The sequence below is a fragment of the Nostoc sp. genome, assembly GCF_036919615.1.
Lineage (GTDB): Bacteria > Cyanobacteriota > Cyanobacteriia > Cyanobacteriales > Nostocaceae > Nostoc.
On record NZ_JBALCN010000026.1, the window covers coordinates 1 to 15,507 of the forward strand.

At 39.3% G+C, this 15,507-nt stretch carries 13 protein-coding genes; 8 read left to right on the forward strand and 5 right to left on the reverse strand.

Annotated elements, in window-relative coordinates:
• The 7 genes from V7K48_RS09050 to V7K48_RS09080 form a co-directional block, all read left to right on the forward strand.
• Window positions 1-1,498 (forward strand): hypothetical protein (locus V7K48_RS09050; protein WP_335071607.1); only part of this gene is annotated, 1,498 nt, incomplete at its 5' end.
• 60 nt (window positions 1,499-1,558) lie between these two features.
• Complete coding sequence (locus V7K48_RS09055) at window positions 1,559-2,353, forward strand: CIS tube protein (RefSeq protein WP_335071609.1); 795 nt, start codon at window positions 1,559-1,561, stop codon at window positions 2,351-2,353.
• A 75-nt stretch (window positions 2,354-2,428) separates the two neighbouring features.
• The gene (locus tag V7K48_RS09060; protein ID WP_335071611.1) at window positions 2,429-4,336 is read left to right on the forward strand and encodes a VgrG-related protein; all 1,908 of its coding nucleotides are present in this window, start codon (window positions 2,429-2,431) and stop codon (window positions 4,334-4,336) included.
• Window positions 4,337-4,468: 132 nt separating this feature from the next.
• Window positions 4,469-4,894: a GPW/gp25 family protein gene (locus V7K48_RS09065; protein ID WP_335071613.1), complete on the forward strand. Its 426-nt coding sequence runs from the start codon at window positions 4,469-4,471 to the stop codon at window positions 4,892-4,894.
• Window positions 4,895-5,024: 130 nt separating this feature from the next.
• Window positions 5,025-7,226: a putative baseplate assembly protein gene (locus tag V7K48_RS09070; protein WP_335071615.1), complete on the forward strand. Its 2,202-nt coding sequence runs from the start codon at window positions 5,025-5,027 to the stop codon at window positions 7,224-7,226.
• Window positions 7,227-7,295: 69 nt separating this feature from the next.
• Complete coding sequence (locus V7K48_RS09075) at window positions 7,296-8,324, forward strand: phage tail protein (RefSeq protein ID WP_335071617.1); 1,029 nt, start codon at window positions 7,296-7,298, stop codon at window positions 8,322-8,324.
• Between the two features lie 242 nt (window positions 8,325-8,566).
• The gene (locus V7K48_RS09080; protein WP_335071619.1) at window positions 8,567-9,766 is read left to right on the forward strand and encodes a DUF4159 domain-containing protein; all 1,200 of its coding nucleotides are present in this window, start codon (window positions 8,567-8,569) and stop codon (window positions 9,764-9,766) included.
• Between the two features lie 612 nt (window positions 9,767-10,378).
• Here V7K48_RS09080 and V7K48_RS09085 read toward each other — a convergent pair.
• The 5 genes from V7K48_RS09085 to V7K48_RS09105 all read right to left on the reverse strand — a co-directional run bounded on the left by V7K48_RS09085 (window position 10,379) and on the right by V7K48_RS09105 (window position 13,532).
• On the reverse strand, window positions 10,379-10,621 hold the full coding sequence (locus V7K48_RS09085; protein WP_335071621.1) for a hypothetical protein: 243 nt from the start codon (window positions 10,619-10,621) through the stop codon (window positions 10,379-10,381).
• 59 nt (window positions 10,622-10,680) lie between these two features.
• Complete coding sequence (cls, locus tag V7K48_RS09090; protein WP_335071623.1) at window positions 10,681-12,123, reverse strand: cardiolipin synthase; 1,443 nt, start codon at window positions 12,121-12,123, stop codon at window positions 10,681-10,683.
• Window position 12,124: 1 nt separating this feature from the next.
• Complete coding sequence (locus V7K48_RS09095) at window positions 12,125-12,970, reverse strand: endonuclease/exonuclease/phosphatase family protein (RefSeq protein ID WP_335071625.1); 846 nt, start codon at window positions 12,968-12,970, stop codon at window positions 12,125-12,127.
• A gap of 230 nt (window positions 12,971-13,200) precedes the next feature.
• Window positions 13,201-13,371 (reverse strand): hypothetical protein, encoded by a 171-nt coding sequence (locus V7K48_RS09100; RefSeq protein WP_335071627.1) that lies wholly within the window; start codon window positions 13,369-13,371, stop codon window positions 13,201-13,203.
• A 29-nt stretch (window positions 13,372-13,400) separates the two neighbouring features.
• Window positions 13,401-13,532 (reverse strand): hypothetical protein, encoded by a 132-nt coding sequence (locus tag V7K48_RS09105; protein ID WP_335071629.1) that lies wholly within the window; start codon window positions 13,530-13,532, stop codon window positions 13,401-13,403.
• A gap of 11 nt (window positions 13,533-13,543) precedes the next feature.
• Here V7K48_RS09105 and V7K48_RS09110 point away from each other — a divergent pair, with 11 nt between their 5' ends.
• Window positions 13,544-15,382: a serine/threonine-protein kinase gene (locus tag V7K48_RS09110; RefSeq protein WP_335071631.1), complete on the forward strand. Its 1,839-nt coding sequence runs from the start codon at window positions 13,544-13,546 to the stop codon at window positions 15,380-15,382.
• Window positions 15,383-15,507 lie beyond the last annotated feature (125 nt).

Here is a 15,507-nt window from a genome sequence, read left to right on the forward strand (position 1 = left end):
AGTTGAACCATTACAGCAAGCTACAAACCAGACATTTAACCCGACAATACCAAATATCCAAACAACGACAAATGTCTTGGGTGAATCTGCATCACTTCCAACTTCTGAAGTTGAACCATTACAGCAAGCTACAAACCAAACATTTAACCCGACAATACCAAATATTGAAACAACGACACCTGTTTCTGAGCAAACAGGGTTAACTCCAACTTCTGAAGTTGAACCATTACAGCAAGCTACAAACCAGACATTTAACCCGACAATACCAAATATCCAAACAACAGCAAATATTTTGGGTGAAACTGCATCACCTCCAACTTCTGAAGTTGAACCATTACAGCAAGCTACAAACCAAACATTTAACCCGACAATACCAAATATTGAAACAACGACACCTGTTTCTGAGCAAACAGGGTTAACTCCAACTTCTGAAGTTGAACCATTACAGCAAGCTACAAACCAGACATTTAACCCGACAATACCAAATATCCAAACAACGACAAATGTCTTGGGTGAATCTGCATCACCTCCAACTTCTGAAGTTGAACCATTACAGCAAGCTACAAACCAGACATTTAACTCGACAATACCGAATATCCAAACAACGACAAATGTCTTGGGTGAATCTGCATCACCTCCAACTTCTGAAGTTGAACCATTACAGCAAACATCAATCCAAAACAGTAACGCAACAATACCAAACATCGATACAACAGCGCCAGTTCCAGTTCAACCAGCATCACCAGAAACTATTGAAGTTGAACCCTTACAGCCTGCCTTTGCAGGCTTCGCTCATCTTGGGACACCTTTCAAAGTGTCCCAAGATGATGCCAACGACGGACAAGTAACGCAGTTAAAAGTTGACAATAATCAGCCAATAGCAGCATCAAACACAGTACCTGCTATACTCACACCTGGGAAGTTTGCAATTAATAAAGCAGATACACAAAAAAATCTTAATTTACTTGAACATCATAACAAAGGTGGTACAGCAGAAGATATTATACAAAGAAAAACTGCTGATCAAAATAATTATTCATCGCCACCCTTAATTTTTAGAAAAGCAAATTCGAATAATATATCCTCTGCTAATAATTCAGATATTCCTTCACAATGGTCAAGTATTGAAAGTTTACTAAATATAGGTGATGAAGAGTCTAATATTACTAACTTTAGCAGTAAAATAGCAGACGGATATAATTCCCAAAGAAGTAATCAGTCTTTTCCTATTCAACAAAAACCTGCATATTCGCATAAAGCAATTGATGATAATCAAGATAAAACTTTACCCAGCAATATATCTACTGATATAAAACCAATCACTGAAACTATAAAAAGTTCTTTTGATGAGTCATCTAATTCCAAATCAGCTAATTCCAAAGAAGATGATGAAATAGCTCTCGAAACCCTTGCTCGTGAAGTTTATACTAGATTACGACAACAGCTAGAAATTGAGAAAGAACGTCAAGGCATTTTTCCAGGTCGTTTACCCTGGTAATACGATTTTGGATTTTAGATTTTGGATTTTAGATTTTGAGTTTTAGGAGATAATATTCAAATGCCAAGTCCTTCTGTAATCACTCCTCAAAAACGCCAACCTCAACTTGAAAAAGCTAAACTCAAAGCTTACAACGGGGAGGCACCAGACATTGAGTTAATGTTTAACCCTCATGAAATTAGCTTTTCTCGAACTGTTAACTGGCAAAAACATCCTGGCAATAGAGGAACAACTTTATTGCCAAAGATTAACTTCTCAGGTGTTGAGCCTTATCAATTTACACTTAGACAATTAATTTTCGATACTTATGAAACGAAAGAGTCTGTAATGACATACATAAATATTATTAAAAAGGGAGTTGAAACTATTGAAAACCAAACTGATACACGTCCTCCAGTTTATACATTTATATGGAAGGATGAATATTTTTACTGTGTAATGAATAGTCTAACCTATACCCTGAATATGTTTCTTACTGATGGAACACCAGTTAGAGCAATGGTAGATATTTCATTGCAAGAAGTAGATAAAAATAACCTCCCAGGAGGAACTCAATCTGCTTCTCAGGGACAGGAGCGACAAGATAGCCCTCAAAGTGCATCTCTTTTCAACGAAACCCCGAATCCCGCAGGGGGAGGTCCGAATCCCGCAGGGGGAGGTCCAAATCCCGTAGGGGGAGGTCCAAATCCAGCAGGAGGAGGCCCGAATCCCGCAGGGGGAGGTCCAAATCCAGCAGGAGGAGGCCCGAATCCCGCAGGGGGAGGTCCGAAGCCAGCACCAGGAGGTCCGAAGCCAGCACCAGGAGGTCCGAAGCCAGCACCAGGAGGTCCGAAGCCACCAAGGGGAAAGAAATAAAGTATAAATAATATTTCGGTGGATTTATCTGACCTTTGCTTTCTTCAAGTTTCTGAGTGAATTTTAAAGTGAACTATGGCACAACAAACTCTTTATTTATCTCAACCTCTAGTTGAAATAGGAGGAGAACAAGCACCTCCTGAATTAATCAAGGATTTATTGCAAATTACCATTGAAGAAAGTTTGCACTTACCAGCAATGTTTACATTGGTAGTTCACAACAGCTATCTGCCTACCAACAATAAATCGCAATACCAACCCTGGCGTCACGAACATGTGTTTGAAATTGGTAAAAAAGTCAGATTAGGGTTTAGTTCTAGTACTACCCAAGATGAAAATTTTAACATAGAAAAATCTGGCTACTTAATTGATGGTGAAATTACAGCGATTGAAGTCCATTTTAATGATAAATCTGAGGCTCCTATAATTGTTCGTGGTTACGATACCTCGCATCGACTGCATAGAGGGCGCCAAAATCGCTCTTTTTTGAATAATACCGATAGCGATATAGTACGCAAAATTGCTCAAGAAGTAGGTATACAGCTTGGAAAAATAGACGAGAGTGGCGAAGCTCATGAGTATATTTTTCAAGAAAATCAAACTAATATGGAGTTTTTGCGAGAAAGATCTGCTCGTATTGGTTTTGAACTTTTTATTGAAGAAGGTAAAATAAACTTTCGTAAACCAGAAGCTCAAGAAGCTGTAAAACTGAAATGGCTAGACGAAATTAGTAGTTTTAGTACTCGCGTTACCAGTGCAGAACAAGTGAGTGCAGTTGAAGTGCGTAGTTGGGACTACACTCAGAAAAAGTTAATTACCTCCAAGGCTCAATCAGAGAAGGTAATAACTGATACTGGCAATCAAAAAGGAAGTAATAGCAGTAACAAGTTCAACATTAGCAAACCTCCGCTAATGACTGTTGTAGATAAACCCGTTTTTAGTGCCAAAGAAGCTGAGGTAATGGCTCAAGCTTTATGTGATGAATTGGGGGGAGAATTTGTCTATGCAGATGCAAAAGCAGAAGGTAATCCCAAAATTAGACCGGGTAGGTTTGTAACTCTACAAAAGATGGGCGATCGCTTTAGCGGTAAGTATTACATTACGGAAACACGTCACTTTTACAGCCAGCGAGTTTATACTACGGAATTTAGCGTTCGAGGTTTACGTTCTGGTAATTTATACAACTCAATATCGCCACAAACACGTTTACAACCAGGTCAAACATTTTTAGTGGGAATTGTCACCAATAATCAAGATCCCAAAGGATTGAGCCGAGTTAAAGTTAAGTTTCCCACCCTTACCGAAGAACATGAAAGTTATTGGGCAAGAGTGATATCAACGGGTGCCGGTTCCGGTCGTGGAACTGACTGGTTACCAGAAATTAACGATGAAGTGCTGGTTGGTTTTGAACATGGTGATATTCACCGACCTTATATTATTGGTGCAGTTTGGAACGGGAAAGATGCACCACCAACTTCTGTAAATGACAGTGTAGTTGGCGGTCGAGTTCGTCTGCGAACCTTCAAAACCCGTGTTGGACATCAATTACAGTTTGTAGATGAAGATAAAGCTACTAGTAATACAGGTGTATATATTGAGACAATAGGTAGGCATAAAATTAGTGTTAACGATACTAAAAAGTTTATAGAAATAGAAACATCAGCAGGACAGAAAATACTTGTTGATGACCTTACTGGTAATATCAGTATCAAAGCAAACGCCACTATTAGTAATACTGCTACAGCTTCTATTTCCTCAACAGCCTTATCCATTAATTCAACAGCAGGCACCACTATGAGCATGAATTCAGGTGGTGCGATGACTATGACAGCTGGTCTCGATATAAGTATGACCGCAGGTGGCGCCATCACAATTACTACACCCGGTCTTTTGGCGATTACTGCTGGAACTATGACACTAACTAGTACTTTGGGACCAATTACAATGACTACACCAATAACAGGTCCTAAACCAATTCTATAAATAAGGGGGAAAGGTAAAAATATTTCCTTTACCCTTTACCCTTTCGTTGAAACTCGACCTTTGGCGAATAGGTTTATATCTTCTGCCCCAATATTTTGGATATATATGGTATTTACTGCGGAGGGCGCCGAAATGCCAGATCCATATGGTCAGCAGCGAGAATATTTAGGGAGAGGTTGGACTTTTCCACTGCAATTAAATTTGCAGGGTGGAGTCAAGTTTAGCAGTGAGGATGAAAAAGTCAAAGAGTCGATATGGATTATTCTTCGTACCAGCCTAGGTGAACGGGTATATCGACCGAACTTTGGGTGTCGCTTATCAGAATTGGCGTTTGCTCCCTTGAATAGCGATACTTTACTGCAAATTCGTATGTATGTAACAGAAGCTTTGGAAGTTTGGGAACCGCGTATCATTCTTAATGATGTTCGCGCTGACCCCGATCCAATACGCGGCAGGGTAGACATTATTATCAAATACAAACTCAAAGATTATCCTGACGTTTACAGCTTTGTTTATCCTTTTTATTTGGTTTCAGCGGAGTCGGGACGGGTTAACTAGATTTTAAATTCATTAAGATATCAGTAAAACCGCCCCTACGGTAATCCAAAATTATGTAGAGGCGGGCAAGGATGCCCACCCCACAAGATTAATAATCTAAAATCTAAAATCTAAAATCTAAAATAAAACTGTGGAATTTGACTTTTTACCAAAATTACCTTCTTCAAATTTGGATGACCGTACCTTCGACGATTTGGTGGAAGAGTGCATTATGCGTATTCCTCGCTACTGTCCTGAATGGACAGATCATAATCTGAGTGACCCTGGAATTACGCTGGTTGAACTGTTTGCTTGGTTAACCGACCAAATGCTACTTAGGTTTAATCAAGTCCCACGTAAAAATTATGTCGCCTTTCTGGAATTACTAGGGATTCGTCTCCAACCCCCTGCCCCAGCGCGCACAGACTTAACTTTTTATTTAAGTTCTGATTTACCGGAAACTTACACAATTCCAGAAGGAATTGAGGTTTCAACGGTACGAACTCAAACAACAGAAGCTATTACTTTTAGCACTGATTCTCCTTTAATTATTGCAAAACCCCGTTTACAACATGTTTTAACAGCGTTGAGTGTAGAAGAAATTCCCCAATCTTTACGAGAAAGAATAACTAATACTTGGAACCGTCAATCTGATGCTTTCTGGGAAGGTAGCGAACAACCGATATTTGAAGAAGAACCATCAGTAGGTAACTGTTTTTACTTAGTTATTAATTCGGATGACCCTCTCGATGGTAATGTTTTAGAAATTACTATTCAAGCAGCATCTGCAACACCTACTGGTATTAATCCTAACCAACCCCCGCGCCGTTGGGAAGCTTGGGATGGCGAAAAGTGGCAAAGTATTCTTTTGAAAGAAGTAGACGATAAAACACGAGGTTTTAGTTTTTACGAAATTGCCCAACAAGGTAGCAATCCAGAGCAAGGAACAGAAATACGGTTGCATTTACCGCAAAACTGGCCTGTAACTAACTTTATATCTTATCGAGGTCGCTGGATTCGCTGTGTACTCACTCAATTCGGCACAAATGATTCTGGTTATAATCGTCCTCCACGAATTGCTGGTTTGGGAGTGCGTGCAGTTGGTGGTACAGTCCGCGCAAGTCAAAGTAATTTAATTGAAGATGAACGTTTGGGTCTTAGTAATGGCAAACCAGGACAAATTTTTCAACTTCAGCAACCACCAATATTGGAACGTCGAGAGAAGGAGTATATTATAGTTATTCCTCCAGGTAGTTTGCCTCAAAAATGGCAAGAAGTTCGAGATTTTGCCGATTCCACTTCAGAAAGTTTTCACTACATAATAGATTCGATTAGCGGTACAGTTCAGTTTGGCCCATTAATTCGGGAACCCAGTCAACTTAAAAGTCAAACAGAAGTTCGCTCACGTATCCAGCAACCAAGACCTGAAGATACATTTATTCAAGTTAGTGATTTAGACAAAAGTACTCTCGAACATCAGTACGGAGCAATCCCTGCACGTGGTGCCGAAATCAGAATGGTTAGTTACCGTACAGGAGGAGGTAGACAAGGCAATGTTCAAATTCATTCGCTGCAATTTTTAAAATCTGCTGTTCCTTATGTTGCTACTGTCATTAACCATAAAGGCGCCATTAATGGAGCAGATGCAGAGTCACTCGAACAAGCAGTAATTAAGGCACCGCAAATTTTACGTTCCCGTGACCGTGCAGTTACAGTTGAAGATTTTGAAGTATTAGCCCAACAAGCGGGTCAAGGAGCAATTGCTCGTGTTCGCTGTTTACCAGCCGATGCAAATCGACAAGCTGGTACAGTCAGTTTATTGATAGTGCCCAATTACAACACAGATGCGATCGCTCAAGGACAAGGTTTATCTCCCGATCGATTCGACCTTAGTCCAGCACTTCAAGAACAAGTTTTGCGCTATTTAGATGAAAGAAGATTATTAGGAGTGCAAGTTCAACTACAACAACCGGAATATATCGGTGTTTGTGTCCAAAGCGAAATCGGTTTAGAACCAGCTTATGATAACCCTCTGGCACGTGAAGAAATTCTGCGTGCTATCCGAATATCGCTGTATAAATTTTTAAATCCCTTAACTGGAGGTATTGAAGGAAAAGGCTGGGTATTCGGGCGCCCACTTTACGAATCAGATATTGTGGCATTACTCCAACAAGCTCCCGGTGTCCGTTATCTGGGCCCGGTTCTACTATTTCCTATACGCAAACAAAGCGACACATGGAGACGCCAGCCATCACCGGAGCGGGTAATTGACCCAGGAGTACAAGGTTTAATTTGTTCTTGGGCTGATAATAACTTGCGTTCCAATCACGTAGTTAATATTCTTAATCGTTAGTAAAGACACGATATATCAAAAATACATCAAGACGCTATTATATATCGCGTCTCTACATTTAGTATTACTATGATTCAAAGTCGTTCTACCTCTAAAGTCAAAATAGACTTAATCCCAATGCAAATTCCTGAAGCACTACCGGGAGTAGCTTTGGCGTTTACAGGGGCAGAAAGTTTTGATGTCACTGTTGGGCACAGTTTGTTACTACATCCTGGACAACCCAGCGAAATGATTGTGCAAGTGCAAAACTTGACGGTAAATCCTTTACAGTTGGACTTGAAAGTAAAAGGTGACTTTCCTCAAGAGTGGTGTCAAATAGGTACAGAAGGTTCTGAAATTGCACCTAGAGATACTATGCAAGCTGTGCTTTATTTTCAAGTTCCTGCCACCTTTTTTGAAGATCGCTCTGCAATCATCCCAGGAAAAAAAGATAGATTAGACCTTAACTTTCACTGTTCAGTTCATTTACATCTAGACCCAGGCACAGAACAACAAAAAATTGAGACAAGCGACGAATTTAATATATGTATACGACCTTGGTCTACGTACATGGAATTTTTGCCGCTTTTATATCGGGAAGTAGACTTTATTGGTCGCTTCATAAATATATTTGAACAAGCTTATCAACCAGCTATTGATAGCTTTAATACTATGTGGGCGAACATCGATCCTTTGACGGCGCCGCAAGCATTGTTACCATTTTTGGCTCACTGGGTTGGTTGGAAATTTGACTCAACATGGGAACTTCAACAGCAGCGTCGGTTAATTCGTAGAGCGGTTGACTTATATCGATGGCGAGGAACTCGTAAAGGGTTGCGTCTCTATTTACACTTGTATACAGGGCTACCATTAGATGAAAATATACCAAATGAAAATGATAAACACATTAGTATTACAGAACCTTTTGGTAATAGTTTTACTCTCAATGAAGCAGTACTTGGAAATGCTGTGTTAGGAGGAGGAAGAGCATATCATTTTGTAGTGTGTTTGCGACCAAAAGAATCAAATACTATACACGAAGCACTTGTAAGAAGAATTATCGAACAAGAAAAACCCGCTTTCTGTACATATGAATTATCTATAGAAGGGACAGGTTGACATTATTAGCAGTATCTATATTGTCATTCCAATCCGGCAAAGAATTTCAGTATTTATTACTATAAGCGAAGGACTGTATTCTCATTCTGGGTGTAGCGCTCCGGCGGAGCATTTGCCACAGGCTAGAATCTCAGTGATTTCGATGACTTGCGATATACTTCACTGCGGGACTCATGACATATTGAATACTCCTCTATGATAATCCCAATTCCTAACTCCCAATTTCTAACTCCTAACTCATTATGTCTCACCCTTTTCCACCTCCACCAATTCAACCTTTTGAGCGTTTACAAGCTTCCGATGGTTTACTTATAAATGCTGAACGCTGGCGGAAAGCACATAATTACCACCGCACACGACAAAATACTCATTATCAATGTTTAAACCAACCGGGAATTGTTTGCGGTTTAGGTGTGCGAGATGTTGAGACGCCGAATGAAGTCGAAGCTAAATATCGAGATGGACGCTGGTTACAAATTCAACCAGGTATTGCTATAGATTTGGCTGGTAATTTAATTGTTGTACCGACACCTTACGACTTTCCAATTGATCTGGAAGTGGCAAGTAGTGAGCCGCTGATGGTCTACTTAACAGTTAGTTATATTGACCCAGAAGAACTGCGATCGCGTGAATCAAGAGATACTGTCCGCGAAACTTATCGGTTTGACCAAAGAAATTCAACACTAGATATTTCCGAAATAGAAATTTGTCGTATTCTTTTGCAGCCAGGACAAAAAGATATTACTCAACCTACTGATGCATTTTTTCCTGGTTATAATAATATTAATTTACGTTACCGACGTCAGGCGCAAGCGCGACCTCAAGCAATTGTACAGCTGGCGCAAGTAAACCATAGTGACCCTGGATGCGATCGCAATTTTTTTAATTTATCTTACTTGTTACAATCTATTGAGCCTTTGTACTCTTATTTACAAGGAACTGAAGAAGCAGGACAGGTTACTTTATCAGAGAATATTCGAGAATACGACTTACTTTATCTTACTGGGCAACAAGCTTTATCCTTCAATAATGTCGAGTTGGAATCTCTGAAAAAATATCTCAATTCAGGTGGAGTACTTTTAGTCGATGCACCTAGAGATGCAACTCCTTTAATAGAAAGTACTCATTCTCTAGCCGAACAGTTAAAAAACCCTTTAAAACCTTTAACAGAATTACGAAGCGACCACCCCTTGAGAGTGCAACCTTTTTTGTTTGCGGCTTTACCAATAGTAAATCAACGACCAGTTGAAATATCAACTGCGGGAGGAATTATTCTAATCATTGGTGATTTAGCATCTGCTTGGGGATTAGATAAAGACCTTACCCTGCCTAGACTTGCTATTCGCACCGCTCAAGAATTAGGTATTAATATTCTTGCTTTTGCTTGGAAGCGGCGCCAGTTAATAGGTTTGCAGCAAGAAGACGACACTGGAAAGTGGTAGCTGTTTACATCTTGTGAAATGGGCAAGAAAGCTTGTCCCATAATATGTGTTGTTACTCACTGGGTACAAATTGCCAAAGTTGCTGCTTGTACTCCATCTTCCGCACCTATATAAAACTTGGGGCAACTCGGAACCGCTCTGCTAAATTACGTTGAGATATAGATTCCGATTCATAGGTTTCCATACAGCAGATTGCAACTTCTCTTCTTAGGCTACGTCAAGGTGAGGTACAGATTATCGTAGGGGCACAACATGTTGTGTCCCTAGCGGTGTACTTCATTTACCTGTAATACGCTGTATGTGAGACTTAGGCAGCGATCGCAGCTACACTAATTCCACAAGCGCTGCAACCAAAGCGTGAAAACCATACGCCAAACTCATGGATAAAAATATTACAATGTACTACCTAAATGGTTGCCCAGATCACAGTACCTATTTTGATAGTCCAGATTTCCCTTTCCCCTTTTCCCTTCTTCAGTAATAACTCAGTCGTTGCTAAAGGAAAATGAAGCTGTACATAAAACGTATAATCATCTGGAATAACAGTAAGAGGATGTTTATAATGTCTCAATTAATACTAGTATTTAGTCATCCGAGGTTCAATTCTCCTACTTAACCTTGGGGGCGATCGCAATGGTAAGGATAAAGCCACTCACACTTGAAAAGTCCGTGGGTATGTTTTTCAAAAAAGGTTCCAGCATGGCGTCCAGGCGATATGTCGATCCCAACCTTGGTTTTAATTTCGTATAGCCAAGGAAAGGCTACTACTAAAACAGCGATGACAACGAAGATGTAAAAAATCGTGGTTCTAATTTTGGGTAATCTTCGGGAATTGCTGTTGTGGTTTTGAGGCATAGTAGAAGTGAAAAACTAATAATCAATTTTAGTTTAAAGCTGAAAATGTCGTTGAAATATTAAAGTAAGGGAGTCAGCAATCGAGAGACTCTCACAGCTAACTTGAACCAAAAAGGTTTTTTATCGTACTCATCAAGCTCAACAGCAACACAGACAGCTAAATCATCCTCTAACATCTTTTTCACACTTTGGACAAACTGAGGCTCGGTAACAAAACCCATAACTTCAAAGTTTAGGGAAAAAGAGCGACTATCTAAGTTAACAGTTCCTACCCCTGCTATATTCTGATCAATGACTATAATTTTCTGGTGCATAAACCCATTTTTGTAACGATACAACTTGATACCGATTTTTTCCATTTCGGTGTAATAAGAGAAGGAACATAAATAAACAAATAAGTGATCAGGTCGATTTGGTAAGAGAATTCGCACATCTACACCTCGCATTGCTGCCAGTTTTAAGGCTGACAATGTTGCCTCGTCCGGCACAAAGTATGGACTAGCAATCCAGAGATGAGTTTGAGCTTGATTAATTAGTTCGACAAAAAAAAGCTTACAAGCTGGTAGCTGATCTGCGGGGCCTGTAGGAAGAATGAATGCAGTTTGATTAGTTTCCTGATTAATTTTTACCTGCCAGTTAACTTCGAGAAGTTTTTGAGTTGCCCAATACCAATCTCGCACAAAGGAGTTTTGTAGGCTTTGTACAGTTGGGCCTTCGAGCATCATGTGGGTATCACGCCAAGGACTCAAGCGAGGATTTTTTCCTAAATATTCGTCACCAATATTTAGTCCACCTACAAATGCTATTTCTCCATCCACCACCAGAATTTTCCGATGATTGCGAAAATTATATTGGAGCCGATTACCCTGACCTTGGGTGGTGTTAAATGCACTTACTGCAATTCCATGCTGTTGTAGAGACTGGATATAAGGGCGAGATAGTTTCTTTGAACCAATTTCATCGTAGAGAAAGTAGATGTTTATTCCTTGCTTGGCTTTAGCAATCAATGCTTCTTTAAACTCATTACCAGCTTGGTCATCGTTAACAGTATAGAATTGGAACAAAATATAATTTGTCGCCAATGCAATCTTTTTCAGCATCGCTTCAAAAGTTTGCTGACCATCAATCAGTAATTCGGCAGCATTGCCTGATGTGAAAGGAATTTCTGTAAAAGCCTCCGCGAATGGTTGCAACTTGGCTAGATTATCTGGTGGTGCAACCTGAAATTTATTAATTTCACTATAAATCGGATGAATAAGCTTGTAATGTTGTGCATAGACTGAGCGCAGTGTTTCAGCATATCCATGAAATTTAGTTCTTCCTAAAATCCAATACAACGGAATAGCTAGCCAGGGAAAGGTAATTAGAGAAATGCTCCAGGCAATTGCCCCTTGGGAAGAACGCACATTCATCACTGCATGGGCTGCATGTGCAACTCCCACGAGATGAACAACAACTGTAGCTGTGCTAAAAATAGCTAGAACACCACCATCTAGAAGCATCTTAATTTTTTTGAGTATTGGTATAAGTAAATTCTGCCAACAATGGCTTGTGATCGGATGAATAAATTTGGTCTAGCACCTTAGCACTGGCTTTCTTCACACTGAGATTTCGATAAAAGATATGATCTAAAGGGGGTGATAACAGGAAGCGTTTAATTTTCTCTTTCTCATCAGGTGCGAAAATTACTGGTGTTAATCCTAATTGAGTTGTTACTTGATTGAGGATAACTGCTCTTTTTCGACTCCAAGTATTGAAATCTCCTGAAAATATTAGTGGACCACGATGTATAGATAATGCTAGCTCTAATTCATTTAGTTGGATTCTAAATTTATTTAAATCTACAAAATTTATCAGATGACTATTGATTGTCAGGAGAGTTGTACTTTGTTCAGATAGCAGATACTCAGTAATTAAAGAAATTTTAGGAGTTTTAACAATCGGCTCATAATGTTTAGTAGTTATAACTTTTTTGGTGAGTGGACTGATTGTAGCTGCTGTAAAAATTCCCGAATATGTTTGATGATGAATATCTACAAAGTTAGGAGCAAAATTCCAATTCATTTTTAGCCATTTTTGCCATTCATCTGCTTCTAGCTTTAGAGAAAACTCTTGTAAAAATATGATGTTTGGTTGATAATTTTCAATTATTTTTGAAAAATCTTTAATCCAAGTTTTATTATAGTTTTGTTTGGCAATATTCCAACTGAGAACTTTAATTGATTTACTATTAATTTCTGTTTGGAGTGAATTATTTTTATCAATTGTGAGTTCTTGTAAACGAAGAAATCTATAACCAGGAACAAATTTTGTAACGAGAGTGTTGACGTGTTCTTGAATATTAGGCATCACTAATATTAAAATTACTCCAGGCTATTTTAACATCTGGCAAAACTTTATAAATTAAACTGAATGGCAGCGTAGTTGCAAAAAACGAAGATACGAAGTTGAAAATCTCAACACTTAGTATCAAATTCACAAAAAAGCTAAATAGCGCTGTCAAAGCAGCGTTGAGTACGAGGGACACGACCAGTAAAAAGTCAATCTCCAGCACTATAATAAACGATAAAAAGCGGCTTTTAATGATTTTGATGACACCGAGTCCGGGTTTTGGCTGTACTAGACCAAATCGTGTTAAGGGCATCTTGAAGTTGAGCGAAAACGCCGAAAGCTGCAAAAAGGAGAACCATCAGGTTGATTATAGAAGCGATCGCCCCAGTGGTTGGTTTGTTGACATTTTCAATCGCCATCTCAATAAATTTTGCACCATTAGAGCCGATTAAACCTTGAATCTACCCAACACATCTCGTCCCTTGCCATCAGGGGAATAGCCGGCCGCAGGCATCGCTTTGATGCTAATTTTATCCAAGTTCTCAGTAAGTAAAGCTAAAATATTAGATAAATCTGTCACATTTCGAGACGATGAGCCTGTGCATTAATCCTAACTGCCAAAGTCCTGACAACCCTGATAATCTACTGCGCTGTCAAAGCTGTGGCTCTGAATTGCTACTAGAAGGGTGTTATCGAGTAACACGACCTATAGGCAAAGGTGGCTTTGCTAAAACATTTGAGATAAGTGACAGTGGCAAGCTAAAAATTTTGAAGGTTCTTACACTCAATCAAACTAAAGTAGTATCACTTTTTCAGCAAGAAGCTGAAGTTTTAAAGCGACTAAATCATCCAGGAATTCCTAATGCTGAGGAATATTTTCAGTTTTTTCCTCAAGATAGCCAAGAGCCAGTTCACTGTTTGGTAATGGATAAAATTGATGGAGAAAATTTACATGAATGGTTAGAAAAACGTAGTAATCGTCCCATCAGTGAAAAGCAAGCAGTCCTTTGGTTAACACTGTTGGCAAATATTTTGCACGAAGTACATCAGCAGCAGTTTTTCCATCGGGATATAAAGCCTTCAAACATTATGCTAACTGCTGATGGACAATTGGTATTAATCGACTTTGGTATCGCGCGGGAAATTACCGGAACTTATGAGAAAAAACAAGCAGCAGGTCAAATCACAAAATTTGTTTCTGATGGCTATGCTCCATTAGAGCAAATCACTGGTCATGCTATTCCACAATCAGATTTCTTTGCCTTGGGTCGTACTTTTGTCCATCTGGTTACAGGAAAGTATCCTCTTGATCTAATGGATGATCCCTATGGTGACCCATACACTGCTGGTCTAAACTGGCGTGATGAGGCTGATCATATATCTCCTTTGTTAGCAGATTTTATTGATCATCTGATGATGCGATCAGCAAAGGATCGCCCAGTCAACACCCAAGCAATTTTGGAAAGTTTGGCAAAAATTCATGAGACTTTATATCCGCCTAGACAAGCCAAACCTAAGCTGAGTAATCTACAAACAGCACTCAAGTTGCAAAAAATCACATTAGAAAGCATCATGGGTGATTTATCATCTTGGCATTCAAGCCCAGTTAACTCTGTAGCTATTAGCCCCGACGGGGAAATATTAGCTAGTGGTAGTACAGATGGAAAAGTCAAAGTGTGGAACTTGCAAAGAAAAGAAGAAATTTACACCCTTACTGAACACTCTGCCTCTGTTAACTGCGTTGCAATCAGCCCAGATGGCAAAACTTTAGTTAGTGGTAGTGAGGATATAACAAGCATTATATGGAATCTTAAAACTGGGGAATTTATTCAAAGGTTTGGTGGGCACTCAAAAGGTGTTATGTCTGTTGCATTTCATCCAACTAAGCAAATTCTGTTTACTGCTAGCTTGGACAACATTATCAAGCAATGGGACTTAAAAACAGAAAAAATAACTCATACTCATGCTAGGCATTCAAAGGGTGTTACCTCTTTAGCAGTTAGCCCCAATGGGCAAAGCATAGCCAGTGGTAGTTATGATCACACAATAATTGTGTGGACAAATTATACCCTCACTGGGCATAAAGAAATTGTTCGGTCTGTGGCAATTAGCCCAGATGGGCATACTTTAGTTAGTGGCAGTGATGACACAGAAATCAAGGTATGGAACTTAATTAGTGGAGAACTTATAAGCACTCTGACTGGTCATTTAGGTTCTGTATTATCTGTGGCAATTAGCCCAGATGGACAGACTTTAGTTAGTGGTAGTCAAGACAAGACTATCAAATTGTGGAACTTAAGCACAGGGGAAGAAATTTACTCTGTAATCAGACATTTAGATGCTGTTAACTCTTTAGTATTTAGTCCAGACGGACAAACCATTTTCAGTGGGAGTCAGGATTCAACAATCAAAATGTGGAGAATCAATTAACTCAAAATTAAGAAAACAGACCTATTTTATGCAAATCACCTTACTGCTAATGAATTGGTGACGCTGGTAAATACGTAATATCGCTCAATCTATGTACAATTCTAAAGCGATTGCAATCTCTCACA

Coding starts and splice junctions, on each gene's coding strand:
- V7K48_RS09085 (WP_335071621.1), bottom strand. CDS start 10,621: ATGCCTCAAAACCACAACAGCAATTCCCGAAGATTACCCAAAATTAGA.
- cls (WP_335071623.1), bottom strand. CDS start 12,123: ATGCTTCTAGATGGTGGTGTTCTAGCTATTTTTAGCACAGCTACAGTT.
- V7K48_RS09055 (WP_335071609.1), top strand. CDS start 1,559: ATGCCAAGTCCTTCTGTAATCACTCCTCAAAAACGCCAACCTCAACTT.
- V7K48_RS09065 (WP_335071613.1), top strand. CDS start 4,469: ATGCCAGATCCATATGGTCAGCAGCGAGAATATTTAGGGAGAGGTTGG.
- V7K48_RS09060 (WP_335071611.1), top strand. CDS start 2,429: ATGGCACAACAAACTCTTTATTTATCTCAACCTCTAGTTGAAATAGGA.
- V7K48_RS09095 (WP_335071625.1), bottom strand. CDS start 12,970: ATGCCTAATATTCAAGAACACGTCAACACTCTCGTTACAAAATTTGTT.
- V7K48_RS09110 (WP_335071631.1), top strand. CDS start 13,544: ATGAGCCTGTGCATTAATCCTAACTGCCAAAGTCCTGACAACCCTGAT.
- V7K48_RS09080 (WP_335071619.1), top strand. CDS start 8,567: ATGTCTCACCCTTTTCCACCTCCACCAATTCAACCTTTTGAGCGTTTA.
- V7K48_RS09075 (WP_335071617.1), top strand. CDS start 7,296: ATGATTCAAAGTCGTTCTACCTCTAAAGTCAAAATAGACTTAATCCCA.
- V7K48_RS09100 (WP_335071627.1), bottom strand. CDS start 13,371: ATGGCGATTGAAAATGTCAACAAACCAACCACTGGGGCGATCGCTTCT.